At 34.3% G+C, this 16378-nt stretch carries 19 protein-coding genes and 1 pseudogene; 12 read left to right on the forward strand and 8 right to left on the reverse strand.

Annotated elements, in window-relative coordinates:
• Positions 1-211: 211 nt before the first annotated feature.
• Positions 212-454 carry a hypothetical protein gene (locus PVA17_RS13100; protein WP_132364808.1) on the reverse strand — a complete coding sequence of 81 codons (243 nt, stop codon included), beginning with the start codon at positions 452-454 and terminating at the stop codon, positions 212-214.
• Between the two features lie 119 nt (positions 455-573).
• On the opposite strand from PVA17_RS13100, the gene PVA17_RS13105 reads away from it, so the two are divergent.
• The 5 genes from PVA17_RS13105 (at position 574) to PVA17_RS13125 (ending at position 4611) form a co-directional block, all read left to right on the forward strand.
• Positions 574-771, forward strand: coding sequence for a hypothetical protein (locus tag PVA17_RS13105; protein WP_274067931.1), 198 nt, complete (start codon positions 574-576; stop codon positions 769-771).
• Between the two features lie 375 nt (positions 772-1146).
• Complete coding sequence (locus PVA17_RS13110; protein WP_274067932.1) at positions 1147-1719, forward strand: class I SAM-dependent methyltransferase; 573 nt, start codon at positions 1147-1149, stop codon at positions 1717-1719.
• Positions 1719-2312, forward strand: coding sequence for a DedA family protein (locus tag PVA17_RS13115; RefSeq protein ID WP_274067933.1), 594 nt, complete (start codon positions 1719-1721; stop codon positions 2310-2312). The genes PVA17_RS13110 and PVA17_RS13115 overlap by 1 nt, the downstream gene beginning before the upstream one ends.
• A gap of 96 nt (positions 2313-2408) precedes the next feature.
• Positions 2409-3110 (forward strand): response regulator transcription factor, encoded by a 702-nt coding sequence (locus tag PVA17_RS13120; protein ID WP_132364800.1) that lies wholly within the window; start codon positions 2409-2411, stop codon positions 3108-3110.
• Positions 3094-4611, forward strand: a complete 1518-nt coding sequence (locus PVA17_RS13125; protein ID WP_274067934.1) for a sensor histidine kinase — start codon at positions 3094-3096, stop codon at positions 4609-4611. The genes PVA17_RS13120 and PVA17_RS13125 overlap by 17 nt, the downstream gene beginning before the upstream one ends.
• A 238-nt stretch (positions 4612-4849) precedes the next feature.
• Here the strand turns inward: PVA17_RS13125 and PVA17_RS13130 are convergent, their stop codons facing one another.
• Entirely contained in the window at positions 4850-5158 is a 309-nt protein-coding gene (locus tag PVA17_RS13130) for a hypothetical protein (RefSeq protein ID WP_132364798.1), read from the reverse strand.
• Positions 5159-5171: 13 nt separating this feature from the next.
• The gene (locus tag PVA17_RS13135; RefSeq protein ID WP_274067935.1) at positions 5172-5354 is read right to left on the reverse strand and encodes a hypothetical protein; all 183 of its coding nucleotides are present in this window, start codon (positions 5352-5354) and stop codon (positions 5172-5174) included.
• A gap of 67 nt (positions 5355-5421) precedes the next feature.
• Here PVA17_RS13135 and PVA17_RS13140 point away from each other — a divergent pair, with 67 nt between their 5' ends.
• From PVA17_RS13140 to PVA17_RS13150, 3 genes are all read left to right on the forward strand, one after another.
• The gene (locus PVA17_RS13140) at positions 5422-6264 is read left to right on the forward strand and encodes a hypothetical protein (RefSeq protein ID WP_274067936.1); all 843 of its coding nucleotides are present in this window, start codon (positions 5422-5424) and stop codon (positions 6262-6264) included.
• Between the two features lie 276 nt (positions 6265-6540).
• Entirely contained in the window at positions 6541-7797 is a 1257-nt protein-coding gene (locus PVA17_RS13145) for an ABC transporter permease (RefSeq protein ID WP_132364788.1), read from the forward strand.
• Entirely contained in the window at positions 7794-8894 is a 1101-nt protein-coding gene (locus tag PVA17_RS13150; protein ID WP_274067937.1) for an ABC transporter permease, read from the forward strand. The genes PVA17_RS13145 and PVA17_RS13150 overlap by 4 nt, the downstream gene beginning before the upstream one ends.
• Positions 8895-9015: 121 nt before the next feature.
• Here the strand turns inward: PVA17_RS13150 and PVA17_RS13155 are convergent, their stop codons facing one another.
• Together PVA17_RS13155 and PVA17_RS13160 are read right to left on the reverse strand one after the other, a co-directional pair.
• Positions 9016-9876 carry a YitT family protein gene (locus tag PVA17_RS13155; protein ID WP_274067938.1) on the reverse strand — a complete coding sequence of 287 codons (861 nt, stop codon included), beginning with the start codon at positions 9874-9876 and terminating at the stop codon, positions 9016-9018.
• 34 nt (positions 9877-9910) lie between these two features.
• A complete protein-coding gene (locus tag PVA17_RS13160) occupies positions 9911-10450 on the reverse strand; it encodes a helix-turn-helix domain-containing protein (RefSeq protein ID WP_274067939.1) in 540 nt (179 codons plus the stop codon).
• Positions 10451-10627: 177 nt separating this feature from the next.
• On the opposite strand from PVA17_RS13160, the gene PVA17_RS13165 reads away from it, so the two are divergent.
• From PVA17_RS13165 to PVA17_RS13180, 4 genes are all read left to right on the forward strand, one after another.
• Entirely contained in the window at positions 10628-10879 is a 252-nt protein-coding gene (locus tag PVA17_RS13165; RefSeq protein WP_132364780.1) for a PLD nuclease N-terminal domain-containing protein, read from the forward strand.
• A complete protein-coding gene (locus tag PVA17_RS13170) occupies positions 10863-11765 on the forward strand; it encodes an ABC transporter ATP-binding protein (RefSeq protein ID WP_274067940.1) in 903 nt (300 codons plus the stop codon). Before PVA17_RS13165 ends, PVA17_RS13170 begins: the two co-directional genes overlap by 17 nt.
• A gap of 4 nt (positions 11766-11769) precedes the next feature.
• Positions 11770-12549: an ABC transporter permease gene (locus PVA17_RS13175; protein ID WP_274067941.1), complete on the forward strand. Its 780-nt coding sequence runs from the start codon at positions 11770-11772 to the stop codon at positions 12547-12549.
• A gap of 208 nt (positions 12550-12757) precedes the next feature.
• Positions 12758-13141 (forward strand): GntR family transcriptional regulator, encoded by a 384-nt coding sequence (locus tag PVA17_RS13180; RefSeq protein WP_274067942.1) that lies wholly within the window; start codon positions 12758-12760, stop codon positions 13139-13141.
• A 41-nt stretch (positions 13142-13182) separates the two neighbouring features.
• Here the strand turns inward: PVA17_RS13180 and PVA17_RS13185 are convergent, their stop codons facing one another.
• The 3 genes and pseudogenes from PVA17_RS13185 to PVA17_RS13195 all read right to left on the reverse strand — a co-directional run bounded on the left by PVA17_RS13185 (position 13183) and on the right by PVA17_RS13195 (position 15478).
• A complete protein-coding gene (locus PVA17_RS13185; protein WP_274067943.1) occupies positions 13183-13734 on the reverse strand; it encodes a GNAT family N-acetyltransferase in 552 nt (183 codons plus the stop codon).
• A 30-nt stretch (positions 13735-13764) separates the two neighbouring features.
• Positions 13765-14174 (reverse strand): annotated as a pseudogene (locus tag PVA17_RS13190) (hypothetical protein); the annotation flags it as partial.
• Positions 14175-14293: 119 nt separating this feature from the next.
• Positions 14294-15478: a DUF418 domain-containing protein gene (locus PVA17_RS13195; protein ID WP_274067944.1), complete on the reverse strand. Its 1185-nt coding sequence runs from the start codon at positions 15476-15478 to the stop codon at positions 14294-14296.
• Positions 15479-16378: the final 900 nt, after the last annotated feature.

Here is a 16378-nt window from a genome sequence, read left to right on the forward strand (position 1 = left end):
CCATCTCCTAAAAAAGAAATGGCTAAAAAGTAATTACAGGAGTGAACACGTTGAGGGATCGCTAAGCGAATATGCTTAACACTACTATAACTATGTTGTAATTGTAGTTTTGTATAGTTGAAGGACTTGGAAATTAAATAAAAAATAAAAAGTCGCAGCGTTTGCAGACACTATCAAACTCATGAACAATTTGAAGATTAAACTAGAGCGATTATAATATTTCTTTAAAAAACTCATAAAATCCCATATCCATCGGAATAGCCCAAATAAAGAATCCAAGCAGCGCAATCGGTCCAAGTAATAAATGATAAATCTTAATCGGTAATATTTTTCCGAGTAAGGCTTTATAAATTGCTACACAAACCGCCATTATTGCAGGTAATAATAATATAGGCGGAATAAAACAAAGCAGTCTTCCGATAAAGTATATACCCGGAAATATGTCCAAAAACATATCCGTTAATCACCTCGTTATGTATATTTTGTAAATGATAACATAAAAAAGCCACAGCTTCGTCACACGCTAGAAGGTGCTTACAACATTATTATATACCCTAAAAGGAGGGCAAACCTATGCTATTAACGCAAGACAAGCTAGACGCAATGATTATAGAATACCACCGGATGGTTAATGCCATCAAAGAAATGCCCGCAAAAATGGTTATTGGGATAAAACAGTACAATAGGGTATCGAGGCTACACTACCTAAGACAGCAGGGTGTCAGTGATCCAATTATCGAGGAGGCTATTAGACGTGCAAAGCCTTCTTGATAGAGTACAAGGTCAAGTGTATTTACAAACCATCAAAGAGTGGATGTAGTATTGAAAATAAAAACATCCAACATTGTTTATTATTTTTCCTTACATAATCTAAAGTTTTCAGATTCCACATATACCCCGTCCGAATATTTTTTGGTAACCCAAGTGCCAAGTTAAAAATGCCTTGTACCCCACATGAGAATACGATAAAAAATCACTCTACATAAAGAACATGAAAACATAGATTTCATGATAGTTATCCCAATATAAAAAAGGTAAATAATGTGAACTCTTAAGAAAAACTTAAGAAATCTCCTCGCAATTCTTTAAGAAATACCTTTTATAGTAAAAGCATCTAATAATTACTCATGATCGGGGAGAAAAATTATGCAATTAATAACGTTCCTTACTGAATTTATAAAACATCCAAAAACTATAGGTGCGATTTCACCTAGTTCAAAAAAACTAGCCAGAAAAATGGTCGAAACAATTCGTTTTAACAATGCCCAATGTATTGTTGAACTAGGTCCTGGTACAGGTTCATTTACGAGAGAAATAATGAAAAGAAAAGAGCAGTCAACAAAGTTAATTCTGATTGAGAATAATGAAATTTTTTGTGAAAAGCTACGTAAACAATTTGAACTTGAGCCCAGTGTAATCGTTATCCATGGGTCGGCTGAGGATTTATGCATGTACATGTCTGCATTAAATATCGAAAAAATTGACTATGTTGTATCTGGATTACCTTTTACATCTTTGAATCCTGCCGTTTCCTCACGTATTTTACGGAATGTAAAAGATTGTTTAAAGGACGGTAAATTTATTACATTCCAATATTCACTTGTTAGGAAGTCCTTTATCCAAAAATACTTTGAGGATATTTCACATGAAAAAGTATGGATTAATTTGCCACCTGCCTATGTGCTAAGCTGCAAACTTGGAAATGTGAGGGCTAGTTAATGGGGCTACAAGATCTTTTATCGTATATCGAACAATATGGTTATTTTGCTTTGTTTTTCAGCTTATGGCTAGGAATCGTGGGTATGCCACTCCCAGATGAGATGATCGTGATGAGTGGTGGCTTTATGTCTTCGTTAGAAAAAATGAGCGTGTTAACAGCTTTTGTCATAACTTATCTTGGTGCAGTTTCAGGACTTTCCTTAGGATTTATCCTTGGTAAAGTGTTTGGCCATAAAATACTTGATAAATTGGTGAAAAAGAACAAAGCTAAGTATTTATTAAAGTCAAAAGAACTATTAGATAGATATGGTCATTTCGCTTTAGTTATAAGCTATTTCATACCAATTGTGAGACATATAATTCCATACTTAGTAGGTATGAACAACATGTCATTTAAAAAATACGCTTTGTATTACTACTCAGCAGGCTTTGTTTGGACATTTATATACTTTACACTTGGTTTGTTCTTTGGAAAACACATTGAAAACATTTCCATACTAGCAACAAAATACGGTTTATATTTTGGCGCTTTTGTCGGTATTATAGGCTGTATTTATTATTTTTATCGACGAAAATTAAAGACGGTATTGTAATTTTATTATTTTTATATACGAAAAATAAAAAAATAGTTAAAATTAGGAACTGTAAATATTAGTAGGAAATATATTGCATGAAATTGGTGGGATTAGATGAGTCAAGAAACAATACTGATAGTTGATGATGAAAAAGAGATTAGAAATCTTATTGCAATTTATTTAAAAAATGAGGGCTATGATGTTCTTGAAGCAAGTGATGGAGAGGAAGGCTTAAGTCTTTTAAAGAAGCATCAAGTACATTTAATTGTCCTAGATATTATGATGCCAAAAGTGGATGGCATCGAAATGTGTATGAAGGTAAGGGAAATAGCTGAGATGCCAATTATTATGCTGTCAGCAAAATCTCAGGACATGGATAAAATCGTAGGATTAACATTAGGAGCCGATGATTATGTTATAAAGCCCTTTAACCCTCTAGAGCTAATTGCGCGCATAAAATCTCAGCTTCGTAGATATATCAAAATGAATCGACTAGAGATGCTGAACGAAAATGAGATAGAGATTGGTGATATGCGAATTAATACCGATACACATGAAGTAATCGTCAACAATGAAAAAGTGAAGCTTACGCCAAGGGAATTTTCAATTCTTGAATTACTTGCAAGAAATCAAGGCATTGTAATGAGTGCTGAGCAAATTTATGAAAAGGTTTGGAAGGAAGAGGCTATACAGTCTGAAAATACGGTAATGGTACATATACGAAAAATTCGAGAAAGAATTGAGACAACACCAAGAAATCCTCAATATATTAAAACAGTATGGGGAGTAGGTTATAAAATTGAGAAAGATCATTAAGCCTATACTTTTCTTATTAAAAAAACTAAAAATGTTCATTGTAACTGCTATAACAAAAGTTCGGCGAAGCATTAGAATTCAATTATTGACGACTTTTATTCTTTGTGCATTTTTAAGTTTACTTGGAGCAAAAGCCGCACTTTCGTTTGCTTTGAATATCAACCCGGCAGTTAAGATTGATTATAGTCAAGGGATGCAGGAAATAAATGATCAAGCGCAGCGTGCCGCAGATCTAGCCAGCAATGAAAATAGTTTGGAAGCATTACAGCAAATGATTGAATCAGAAAATGATAAATTTGAAATGGAACAAAGTGCATTAAAAGTAATCGTTACCGATGAGAACGGAAAGGTTTTATACAAAACAAAGCAAGTGGAAGAGAAACAAATCAATTTGCATTATAAGATTCGGAATGTAATGGACTTTGCGATTAACCATCCACTCAATAATTATGAGGTACCAGCAATCGAGCAATTGAGGCAAGAATTCATTGCATTTTATCCTTTAACTATAGAAGATAAAAACCTATATTTGTTTGTCAGCGGTATTCCTGAAGGGATGGTTATCGCAAGTTCGAATGAGGGCCTTATCCCATTATTTAGTGCAATTGTTGTTTTTACATTTTCATTCTTATATATAACAAAACGAAAAATGAAACAAATTGAGGCATTAGCGGAGGGGGTTAAGGAAATCGCAAAAGGAGATTTAACCTATCGAATTGAGAAAAAGGGCATAGATGAAATAGCTTTATTAACAGAGAATGTCAATCATATGGCTGAAGCAATTATGACCAATATAGAAATGGAACGAAGGATTGAAAAACAAAAAAATGAATTAATTACTAATGTCTCGCATGACCTACGAACACCACTTACTTCGATTATGGGTTATTTACGATTGTTAAGAGATGAGAGGTACGATACGAAGGAGCAGTCTGATGAATATTTAAAGATCGCTTTCTCCAAATCCGAACAGTTAAAAAACTTAATTGATGATCTATTTGAATATACGAAGCTAACGAATGAAAGCATAATCCTTGGGAAGCAAGAGGTATGTATGAACGAACTTCTCGATCAGTTAATTGAGGAGTTGATTCCGCAAGCGGAGGAAAACCATCGTATATTTATTAAAAATTTCTCGGAGGAGCGGATCTTCGCTACAGTAGATTCTGAAAAAATTGTCAGGGTTTTTGATAATTTATTAATGAATGCCATTAAATATAGTACAGGTAATGGCGAGATTTTTGTTTCTCTTGAAAGAAAAGAAAGTAATGTTCAAATCTGTGTCGCTAATGAAAGTGATGAATTTACATCCGAAGAGCTAACGAGCTTATTTGAGCGATTTTATAAAAAAGATCAATCTAGAACAAGTGTAGCGGAAGGTTCGGGGCTTGGTCTTGCTATTGCTAAAAGCATTGTAGAACTACATGGGGGTAAAATTGGCGCGAAGTATACAGATGGTATGTTGCAATTTAGCATCGAACTTCTTGTTACAGCTTTATAAATAGTAAGGTAGCATTTAATTCATCACCAAAAGTTACGGACTTTTGTTAAAACGTTTACTATGCAAATAGTTGATTGTAGTGGAGACTGGGCGACTCCTCGGGGATCAGCGTTTCAGATGAGACCCTGCAGCGAAGCGAAGTGGCTCATCGAACGCCCCCAGGAAAGCGCCCAGTCGGAACGGAAATCAACCCCAAGTTTTGGTGATGGTATATTTAATGGTAAAATGCTACCTTTCTTCATGGGCGAATTAGTTGCTCAATAGTGAGAATATGATTGGTATTAGAGTCAGGGAGGCTCTTTTGCAAGTGCATAAAAATATTATTGTCCTTCGTAACAATTTGAATTTCTGTGTAGCGATATTGTTGTTGGACTTCTTGAATATATTCTAAAATTTTCAATATATGAAGTGGGTCTTTCATTTCTACTTCGACAAAAAAAGGTAGTGTTAATTGATGTAAACTTAAGCAACCGCGACGAATCCAAATTGCTTCATTGACGTAATAACGGATAGGTAGTTGACGATTACTTGCGATAAATAAGTCCATTTATATCTCCTTTTTATATCATGATGTAAACAGTGATGGATAGCATTTCTAAATCGTGGATAGAACATTTAAATTGATGGATAGAATCCCCAAATGATGGATAGAGAATCCTCAAAGAAATGGATGTGCATACATCAATCGTCATTAAAAAATAGTTTAACGCAATTGATTGTACTTCGTCATCATAGAAGTTCATTCAAGAATTTCTTCTCTAATTACGTCAATACTAGAAGTTATATCTGGCTATAAAAGGGGTCATATTGATGAAGAAAATAATGCTATTTACATTATTGCTACTTTTTGCAGTTTGCTTTAGACCACTATTTGCTCACGCTAACGAGAACCAGAAAGAAGACTTAATGAAAATTGTAAACAGATTTATGCCATCGAATGCGTCCCTTATAAGCCCTGAAAACCCTTCCTCTAAACGCCCAATTCAACTCTATGACTTTGATCACGATGGACAAAAAGAAATAATATTTACGTTTAAAGTTAAAGCAATAAATCAACCATCGCCTTCTCAGTTTGGATTAATAGTGCTAAAAAAACACAATACAGATTGGCGAAAGATTTTGGAAACTAAAACGGATGGAGTCGATTTGGATTTTTCTGGTTTGGTAGATATTACTGGTGATGGCACAAAAGAGTATTTATTTGGTGTGACAATTGGAGCGGCGATGGGCAGCAATCTGGAAGTGTTCCAATGGATCAATAACTCATTCGAAAAGATTGCTGAAGTTCCTTATCATAAAATAGACTTTGTAAATGGTGTACAAAAAGTTGGTCTAGCAGTTTGGCAAATGTATATTGGTGATAGCTATTTAGTGGATGTACTAAAATGGAATGGTGAAAAGTTGGTCTATAACGAAGAATTATATTCTCAATACTATCCGATCATCGAAAAGTTTTATAAAGAAAAAATTTCAGAAATGGATGCCTGGTTTTATTGGTATTGCCTTGCAGATGCCCAAATTAAAGCCAATAAATTTGATGAAGCATCTAAATCGATTCAAAAGGGAATTTCGTTAGTTAAAAAATCAGTCATGCATGAAGTAATCCAAGACTTTAATGATTTAACTAAAAGGCTGGAGAACAAAAGAAAATAATAGAAATCTTAATAACGGTCAGTTTCTTAAATGAGCTGTATAGTATCACCAAATTGTTCCGGGAACGGACTGTTATGTTTATGAAACTTTAGAGCGACTAAGATGTTCTAAATGCTGTTATCGCTAAAAACGCTAAGACAAGTTAATCATTCTGTCTAGCGTTTTTTTATTGATATTTGTAAGTGATTACATTTTAAGGAATTGAAAAGAAGAGCCTACATTGGAAGATGTGTTTTTACATTTAACCGGTAGAGCTTTAAGGAATTAGGGGGGACTATGATGTTTTTAGCACTTATTCGTAAACAGTTAAAAGTATTGTGGCGTCACCCTCAAGAGCTAGTCATTTTACTATTAATGCCGATAGGACTAATAACTATTTTAAGTTTTGCGTTAGGCTCATTAATAGATGGAGATAGTAGTCCAATTAATGTGAAGGTTGCGATTGTACAACATGAGGATGAGCAGCAAGAGTTGGTGACGATTTTGCAAGAATCACATGGTGAGAAATGGGCCGATGTACATTCACGAGAAAGCCTGAAACAAATGCTACCTATTTCTAGGCTCTTGCAATTGCTAGAGCAGGAAGAGATGCAACAATTTATTACTGTTTCTCAGATTGAGTCAAGTGATTTGGATGCGCTCAAAAAAGAAGGAGAGTACGATGTAATACTTGAAGTACCAGCCGGATTTACAAAGCAATTTTATACATCATTTTTCGCGAAAGGAGAAATTCCTGCCTTACATGTGTATTTAAATGAACAGAAAGAAATTGCTTCGACGATTACACAAAATATTTTAGAGTCATTTCAATATCAATATACGCTTATGGCAGAGCTTAGTTCAAAAGGGTTATTAACGCAGGATGTTAAATTGCCGACAGCAGATTTTTCATCTACCGTTAAGACGGTGAATCAACAGGAGCCTGTCTCAACGAGTGTATATTATACATTTAGTATGACGGTCATGTTTATTTTATATATAGCAGGGACACTTTCCAGTCAAGCATTTTTAGAAAAGCATATGCATATTTTTGATCGTATTTTACTAGCAAATATCAATCCGATGATTTATTTATTATCGGTTATTGTTTCAACTGTTATTTTGTCATTCATTCAAGTGTCCATTATATTTGGAGTTGTCTATCTTATGCTTGATATTTCATTTGTACAATTGCCTTTACATTTACTCGTGACATTGATGCTGGCAATTGTTGTTGGGAGCATTGCAGCATTACTATCAGCAGCTAACTACCGCTTTAATTCGGCAGAGTTTTCTAATTTGTTTAGCTCAGTTTTCGTATCAATTTTAGCTTTATTCGGCGGTAGCTTCTTTAATGTAAGTTCCTTTGCGCCGACTCTTGCGAAAATTGGGAGTTGGACACCGAATGGAGCAGCCTTACAAAGTTATTTAACGATACAGCAAGGAGGAGGGCTTGGCCAAATTTCATCTTATTTATGGATATTAATGGCTGTAGCAGTGATTTGTACAACAATCGCCTTTTTATTGTTCCCGAAAAGAGGTGGTATTGCATGATCCATATACTCAAGACAAAATTTTTATTATTAAAAAGAAAGCCTGGCGCTTTAATTGCAACTACTATCATTATTTGTCTTTATGCGTATTTGATAGGGCATGGACAACAAACAAAACAGCCTATTGCTATCCATTCGACTTTAAGTGAGGAAATGACAAAGCAAGTACTGACTGAGTTAGAAAGTAATAAAAATTATGAATTTACGATTTATAGTGAGGGTGAAGCAACAAAATTAGTTGAAACAGGTAAAGTCGATGTAGCAATTTTTTTACAGGAATCAAGCTATAAGTTACTGGTGGCTGTTGATTTTATGAATTCCAAAATTGTTCAACATGAACTAGACCAAATTTATAGTCAAGTGGTTCAAAATGATGCGATGATAAAAGCTTTTCCTACGCATTTGCAAGATGAGGTAACAAGTGTGATCGCAGTAGCGAAAACAGCACCATCATTTAATATACAGTATAAAAACTTTTCTAATGAAAAAGGATTAAAATGGGATAACGGACTTCACACTCTATTTGGCTTTGCGCTATTTATGGTTATTTATACGGTAGCTAACGGTGTTAATCATATCGTCATGGAGCGTAGAAATGGTATTTGGAATCGTTTAACGGTTTCAAGTATTAGTAAATGGGAAGTATATACGGCTAACCTAGCTTATGCGTTTTTATTAGGCTATCTACAAATCGTATTAGTATTTTGTATTTTTTATTTTGGCGTTGGTGTAGATTTTTATGGAGGGTTTGTAGCGAGTTTAATTGCAGTCATACCCTTTTTATTGTGTATCGTTGCATTATCTATTTTTATCGCCTCTGTTACGAATACACCTAGTAAATTTAATACAGTGATGGCGTTCATTGCAGTACCATTTGCGATGCTAGGTGGCGCCTATTGGCCATTAGAAATCGTTTCGTCTAAAGTAATTTTAGCTTTATCTTATATTTCACCAATCAAATATGGTTTAGAGATTTTAAAAGGTGTGACGATTAATGCTAGTTCTTATGTAGAGTTATTACAACCTTTAAGCCTACTATTATTTATTACAGTCGTATTTATGGGCATTGGCATTAGTGTTTTGGAGAAGAAAAGCTAAAGTTTAAGTATGCTAATATGTATCTTCAACTGTAAATGTAGTCATAATAAATACTGCACCTACAACTATTATATATCTAACAGTTGTGGTGCAGTTCATGAACGACTTACTTACTCTTATTTTAGTGAATATCACGCTTTTTGAAGTTACCACCACGTACTTCTGATACATCAGAAATAACTACGAAGGCACCTTCATCGATATCTTTAATAATCGACACAAGTTTATTTTCTTCCATACGGTTAATGACACAGTTTAATATATCCGTTGGTTCATTAGAAAAACCGCCACGTCCTTTTGTATATGTAACACCACGTCCTAAACGAGCTTGAATCGCATCACCAATTTCCTCTGACTTTGCACTGACAACACGAACATCTTTTGATTTTTCTAAACCTACTTGAATAATATCGATAACGTTTTTCGCAATATAGTACGTTAAAGCTGAGTATAATGCGCTCTCTAAGCCAAAAATAAAGCTTGCCCCTAAGAAAATAAAGGCATTAATAAATAATATAATATCCCCGACTGAAAACGGAATTTTACGTGATAGCAACACGGCTAAAACCTCAGAGCCATCTAAAGCCCCACCGTTACGTAAGACAATCCCAATCCCAACACCTAGTAGCATACCACCAGATAAAACAATTAATAACGGATCATTTGGACCTAAAATTGTTTTAACATCATGCATAAGCACTGTGGAAATAGAAAGAGCTGCTATTCCAGTACAACTCATCAATGCAAAAGTTTTACCTACTTGTTTGTAGCCAATCCAAATAAAAGGAATATTTAATACAAAGAGCAGTACGCCTAATGGAATACCAAAGAGGTGTGCTCCCATAATACTAATACCTGTCACGCCACCATCAATGACATCGTTCGGTATTAATACCGCTTCTAGTCCATATGCTGCGATGATGGCGCCAATTATAATCATGATAAATTTTCGTGTGTTTTCAACTGTCTTTCTTTTTTTCATAAATCTTCTCCATTTCTTTACGTAAAAATATTACTTAAGGTTTTGGAATAATATTTATAGCAATTGTTTTTGTCTCAGTCTCTTTGCTTGAGTCGGCCATATTATAGTATTTAATTATTAAATCGTTTAATTCATTTTCAAAACTCATAAATTGAGTAGTCGTTAATGTCAAATCGATAAATGAGAAAGTTGCTAAATCTGCAAGTCTTTCTTCTTCATCAAGTGAATTTAAATAATTTTGATATTGTGATAGTAAAGCTAATTGATAGTTGGAAACATAATTTAATTTTTGTTTGATTGTTAGTTGTGTCCAATCCTCCTGACTAAGTTTTTCTGCTCCTTCATTTAATGCATAAAATTTTTCTGTAACAGAACGTACTTTTCGCTCTTTCACAATTTTTATGATGTTTTCATCCATTAAAATTTGGATGTGACGATACAAAGTAGCTTGAGGTACATCCTTTATGATAGAAATCATCTCCAAAGTGCTTAAGCCTTCTTCTTTATCGTGCATGAGAGCTTGTAAAATTTTCATTCTCACAGGGTGCATTAAAACCTCTGCTTTATTCCGCATAAAAACGATCCTCCTATCAAATGGAATCAAGGGAAGCAATCAAATGTTATCAATATGAGAACATTATCAATAAATATACTATCTATTTTTTATACAGATGTACAGTAGAAAGGTAATGAAATTATTTACATCTTCTGTTATCATTATCAATAATGATAATGAATGGGGGGTTTAGGAATGAAATTACACTATGGTTTTGATGATCTAAGGCAATTGGATTGGGCAAGTATACTTCCAATCATTTTGCCATTTTTATTCGTAGGATTTGTTCTAATCATTGTTGCTTTATTCGATTTATATCGGCACCGAGATACGCGAGAAAACATACTGATGTGGACAATTATTATTTTGTTCTGTAACTCAATTGGTTCTGTTCTGTACTTCATTATTGGTAGAAAGGATGTAAATAAACATGCGCTTAGAGATTAAAAATATTACGAAAAAGTTTAAACAAAAAACAGCCGTGAATGATTTTTCAATGGCCATTGATTCCAATGAGTGTGTTGGATTAATTGGACCAAATGGAGCGGGGAAATCCACGTTAATTCAAATCATTGCAGACATTCTAAATGCAGACGAAGGTGAAATTCTTCTTGATGGTCAAAAGATTTCATCTATGAGAAATCAAATTGGTTATTTACCTCAGTATCCTAATTTTTTCTCATGGATGACAGCATTTGAAACATTGTCCTTTATGGGAAAACTTTCAGGCATATCAAAAAATGAATTGCAGAAAGAAATTCCATTACTTTTAGAAAAGGTAGGCTTAGGGAACGAAGCACATAGTCATGTCGGGGCATTTTCAGGTGGTATGAAGCAACGCCTCGGCATTGCACAAGCATTGTTGCATAAGCCAGCTTTAATAATTATGGATGAACCGGTATCAGCGCTAGATCCAATAGGAAGAAGAGAAGTGTTAAATCTATTAAAAGAGATAAAAAAAGAAACGACAGTTTTACTATCAACGCATATATTGAGCGATGCGGAGGAAATTTGTGAGCGCTTTATAATGATTAAAAATGGTCACAAAATAGAGGATGCTACCAAATCAGAGTTGCTTGAGCGCCATCAAGAATCAGTTATCTTTTTAATGATTCGCAAGGTAGATTTTCAGTGGTTAACAATGGTTGAACAATTAGCTTATGTGCAAAAAATCGAAAGCTGTCAAAATGGCTTCAAAATATACGTTGAAAATTTGGAAACAGATGCTAATCGATTAATACAGCACGGACTGGATTCAAAAGTGATGTTTACTAAATTTGAAGTGGGTATTCAAGACAATCTAGAAGAAATATTTTTAGAATTGGTGGTGTAAGTAAATGAGTGCTTTTATCGAATTAAGCAAAAAAGAGGTTCATCAAATGGCCAGGGAGTTTAAAATATTGTGGCTGCCAATTGTATTTATTTTACTAGGGTTAACACAACCGATAATGATGTATTATTTACCTGTTATTTTACAATCGGCTGGTGGTGTTCAAGGTATACTAATTGATCCTACGATGGCAAAGCCTGTTGGACAGGAGGTACTTGCCTCAACATTAAATTCACAGTTTGATCAGCTAGGCATTATTATTCTGGTCGTCGCTACTATGAGTATTATCCAAGGAGAGAAAGCAAATGGCATGATGGCATTTATCCTAACAAGACCAGTATCGATAGCTTCTTATTTAAAAAGTAAAATCATCATCCATTATATGATGGCTGTTAGCTGTATAGCTCTTGGCTATGCAGTGTCCTATGGCTATTCAGCGTACTTATTTACTACTGTTCCTATGACACAAGCTTTTTGGGCATTAGTATTTTATTGTGTTTGGTTGTTATTTATCATTACGTTTGTTGCGATGATGAGTACATTTTTTAACAGTACGGCATTTATTGCGCTAATAAGCATTGTTAGTCTATTAATATGTCGTTTTATCGCTGGGCTACATCCGTTAATAGACATTGTTAATCCTGCTAGTAATAGTATGTATGCAACAAATATTCTAATGTCGGGTGATGTGGAATCTTGGTATGGCCTCAATATTGTAGGAACATTGCTGTTCGTTTTATTGATGATCATTACTATGCAAAGTTTTATTGCGAAAAAGAAATTTTAACTTCTTTCGGAAAAGTGTTTGGGTAGCGTGAGTGAAATAAAATAGAGTGATTCGGGCTATTAACTGCACATCCTATGAAAACACCTGAGTGACCTGATTCCCAAGGAGTCGCACAACCACTACTAAACCAACTTATTTTCATGCTAAACGTTTTTACAAATGACATCCCTTTTTTAGCGATAAGCCATATGAAAGGAAACGTGAACAATTGAATGTAAAAATAGATCCAATGAGTAATATTCCTTTTTATCAACAGTTAACCCAGCAACTACTTTTTGAAATAGCGACAGGAAAAATTTGCGAAAATGGTGTTTCATTGCCCTCTATTCGTGATTTAGCAGCAAAAACAAACCTTAATCTTCATACCGTTCATAAAAGCTACAAGGAGCTTCAGAAGAAGGGAATAATCGCTATAAAACCTAACTCAAAAGCAACTGTTAATAAGCCTACTGAAGCAAAGGGTGTTAGCCTTCAACAGATTTCTATAAAGGTAGAACAAATAATGTGTGAAGCTTATGTTTTAGGTATTAGCGAATATCAATTACAGCAGCTGTTTCATGAGAATATAAGAAAATTTTATATTGAGCCTTAAAAAAAGAGATGACTTCTGCAATGAACAGAAGCCATCTCTAACTAATTAGAGTGAATTTTAGAAAACTCATCCTTGGTCATGCCAAAATAGATCTCGTCATAAAAGGAACCATTTGTATAAATCATATTTCTTAATCGGCCTTCTTCAACAAATCGCAGTTTTTTATGTAGAGCTATTGAAGATGCATTAAAGGAGTAAACACAAATTGTTGCTTTCTGATAGCGAAGTTCAAAGAAATAATGCTTTAAAATCGTTAAAATCATATCTTTTGCATACCCTTTTCCTCTATGTGGAGGAAATACCGTTATAGCATAGTCAAATGTCCCATTCTTTCCATCACAACCAGAAACCTCAATTGTCCCCACGACATTGTTTGAAGCATCCTCTGCAATCCAATAAAAATCATCACTGTCAGTAGATGCCCCTTGTGATATTTCATTTATCCATTCTTCAATTTGCTGATTTGTCCGAGGGAAAGCGACTGAATCAAGGTTTTTAAGTATATCATCGTCTAAATTTTCAAATATATGAATGTCTTCAGACTTCGGCGCTCTTAACCGTATTTTTGCTCCGCGCCAATAGGAAACTTTCATTGAACTCATCTACCTTTCTAATTTGTATAGTTAAATTATACCATTGAAATTGTGTAGAAAAGAACCACTAAAGAGTTCATTACTTTTACAATTGTTTATTAACAATACAGCCACAATAGTTGTAACCACAAGGACATGCAAGTTCGAAGGGGCTAACATTGCAAATAGCAGCAGGGATTAAAGCTCAAGGAATTAATGTTCCTCCTCCTACAAAGATCGCTATTTTTTGTCTTAAAGCTGTTAAAGTAGCAGTACCACCACAAATAGCACTGCCAAACAAACTACCGAAGGAACTGCTTAGGAAATATTTGAGAAGCGAGAACGTCTATGCCTGTAATGGTGCCCACGACTGCTAAAGTGACGCCTGCAATTCCCTTTGTTCATACAGCAGCTAGGCCCACACCGAAATCGTTAACAGTAACGTGTGAAGCCTCGGGTAATTAGTTACCAATAGTTACATAAATCCGGAATCTACTAGATAGGGATTAATTGAAAAAAGAGCGATAAAAATATCGCTCTAAAATATGATAAAATGGCAATTCTTTTCTTAGGTTCTTTTCTAACAAACGACTTGTTGAGCTTGCTTTTTTTGCTTTAAATGATGGGGGTATGACCAGTGCGTCCACATATGTAAATTTTGTTCAAATGGACCTCGTTTATTTTTTTTCAAGTAGAAAAAGCTCGCTACACATTGCAAACTATATATAATAAGACCTAACAAAATGCCATTAAAGACACCTAGTTTTCCATACAACCCTAAGCCATAGCCATAAAAGATAGTCGTACAAATAATGGATTGCATTAAATAATTTGTTAGCGATAGTTTACCAACACATTCAAAGACCTGTGAAATAATAGAGGTATGCCAAAATTTATACAGTAAGGCAGCTAAACACACATACCCTAACGATAATAACATCGCGCCGCCCATCGAAAACATAGGAGAAAAACTATTTTCCATTAATCCTAGAGACTTGCACAACAGCCCAATTGGTACAAGAAGTGCCCCTAGCATATACCGCTTTTTCTCCTGCTCCATATTTTCAAATGCTCGTACTTTGGCTAAACCCATCCCTACTAAAAATAACGGTAAATGTAAAACTAATCCAAATATCACGTTAGCTATATAAACTAAAGGATCTTCCATTCCTGGCTTTTCAGCATGTTTACGAAAATCATATGTTTCTGCAAAAGTACCATTTACATATGTATGACTTTCTTTTTCAATATAAGTATCAATCCTTTGCTGTTGCTTCATTGAGACCTCACTTGGTCCATACAACAGCATAGTAGAAGTAACAAACAGTATCCCTGCAGAAAACAGTATCCCTGCCCAAATAAATGTAGTTTTTGCTTTTCGATGGATAAAAAGAATTAATAAAGGGATCGTTACACCATAGATTACTAAAATATCACCCTCCCAAATAACTGAATGTAGCCAACCTAATGCAAGAAGACCAATACTCCGACGAAGAATTACCCATCTACTTTTTCTGCCTTTTCGGTGTACAGATTCTACTAGTTTTATAAGTGAAAAGCCGAAAAGCAATGTGAAAATCGGCATAAATGAGTCCACAACAAAAACTTTCAAGAAGTACAGTGCACCTTCATCAAGCTGTGATAAACCACTTATTTCATCCTTTCCTATGATTCCATATTGAAAAATAAGCAAATTCGCGAGTAATATCCCAAGTAAACTAAATCCTCGCATACAATCAATAAAAGAAACTCGTTTTATTCCCAAAAATGTAACCTCCCAATTCATTATTTTGCTATTAGAGCAAAGCGCACCTCTACGATGTACAACTTCATTGGAGTCTTTCTAGTTGAGTCGGAAACCTAAGCTAAGAGGGCTATTTCTTTTTTCTTTTTATTTTGTCAAAGCTATCAAATATTAAGTTAGTAATTGAAAAGACAAATACTTCATAGATAAACGTCAGCATTCTATTACCCCCTTCTGTGCGTCCACAAAAAAACCTACTAAATGGACCTCGCTTTTTTAGCGCGTTACCCATTTCAAACTATATCCTTTTCTATGTTTCCAATAAGTAAATTCGCAAGTAATATCCTAAGTGAACTGATTCCTTGCATAAATCAATAAAAGAAACTCGTTTTATTGCTAAGCCTGTAACCTTACATAGTGTAAGTATAGGGGCATAACCTTATAGGAAAATAATGAGTATCTTAATAAAATCTTAAAGACTGAATAAAAAGTTTTAAAGTTTTTTAAGAGGGAGATGACTTTTTATGATGTTAAGATCACTCGTTTATGAGACTTTTGTTGCGTAGTATTCATTTATCTTGTAGCGTACAAGCACTAGCTATTAAGGGCCGAACCCACGCGTAGTATCAAAAAAGGAAACACGTTTTTTATTGCATTTAATCCCCTCAACTGGTTATCTTATACATAGTGAAAGCTTATTATGAAATAATGACTATTTTAAATTAATCTTAAAAGAAGGTGATAGTATGCAAGATGCGTCAATTTTAGTGTTAGAGGACGAACGTGCAATTGCGGAAATGATTGAAATTATTTTAAGAAAAGAGGGGTTTTTAGACATTACACTTTGCTGTACTGTTCAAGAAGCAAAAAATAAGTTTAAAACGAAGGTTTTTGATTTTTATCTATTAGATATTATGCTTC

Source organism: Lysinibacillus sp. CNPSo 3705, assembly GCF_028674935.1.
Classification (GTDB): domain Bacteria; phylum Bacillota; class Bacilli; order Bacillales_A; family Planococcaceae; genus Lysinibacillus.

Coding starts and splice junctions, on each gene's coding strand:
- PVA17_RS13140 (WP_274067936.1), top strand. CDS start 5,422: ATGAAGAAAATAATGCTATTTACATTATTGCTACTTTTTGCAGTTTGC.
- PVA17_RS13110 (WP_274067932.1), top strand. CDS start 1,147: ATGCAATTAATAACGTTCCTTACTGAATTTATAAAACATCCAAAAACT.
- PVA17_RS13100 (WP_132364808.1), bottom strand. CDS start 454: ATGTTTTTGGACATATTTCCGGGTATATACTTTATCGGAAGACTGCTT.
- PVA17_RS13115 (WP_274067933.1), top strand. CDS start 1,719: ATGGGGCTACAAGATCTTTTATCGTATATCGAACAATATGGTTATTTT.
- PVA17_RS13160 (WP_274067939.1), bottom strand. CDS start 10,450: ATGCGGAATAAAGCAGAGGTTTTAATGCACCCTGTGAGAATGAAAATT.
- PVA17_RS13105 (WP_274067931.1), top strand. CDS start 574: ATGCTATTAACGCAAGACAAGCTAGACGCAATGATTATAGAATACCAC.
- PVA17_RS13150 (WP_274067937.1), top strand. CDS start 7,794: ATGATCCATATACTCAAGACAAAATTTTTATTATTAAAAAGAAAGCCT.
- PVA17_RS13175 (WP_274067941.1), top strand. CDS start 11,770: ATGAGTGCTTTTATCGAATTAAGCAAAAAAGAGGTTCATCAAATGGCC.
- PVA17_RS13165 (WP_132364780.1), top strand. CDS start 10,628: ATGAAATTACACTATGGTTTTGATGATCTAAGGCAATTGGATTGGGCA.
- PVA17_RS13185 (WP_274067943.1), bottom strand. CDS start 13,734: ATGAAAGTTTCCTATTGGCGCGGAGCAAAAATACGGTTAAGAGCGCCG.
- PVA17_RS13155 (WP_274067938.1), bottom strand. CDS start 9,876: ATGAAAAAAAGAAAGACAGTTGAAAACACACGAAAATTTATCATGATT.
- PVA17_RS13145 (WP_132364788.1), top strand. CDS start 6,541: ATGATGTTTTTAGCACTTATTCGTAAACAGTTAAAAGTATTGTGGCGT.
- PVA17_RS13120 (WP_132364800.1), top strand. CDS start 2,409: ATGAGTCAAGAAACAATACTGATAGTTGATGATGAAAAAGAGATTAGA.
- PVA17_RS13170 (WP_274067940.1), top strand. CDS start 10,863: ATGCGCTTAGAGATTAAAAATATTACGAAAAAGTTTAAACAAAAAACA.
- PVA17_RS13130 (WP_132364798.1), bottom strand. CDS start 5,158: ATGGACTTATTTATCGCAAGTAATCGTCAACTACCTATCCGTTATTAC.
- PVA17_RS13135 (WP_274067935.1), bottom strand. CDS start 5,354: ATGAACTTCTATGATGACGAAGTACAATCAATTGCGTTAAACTATTTT.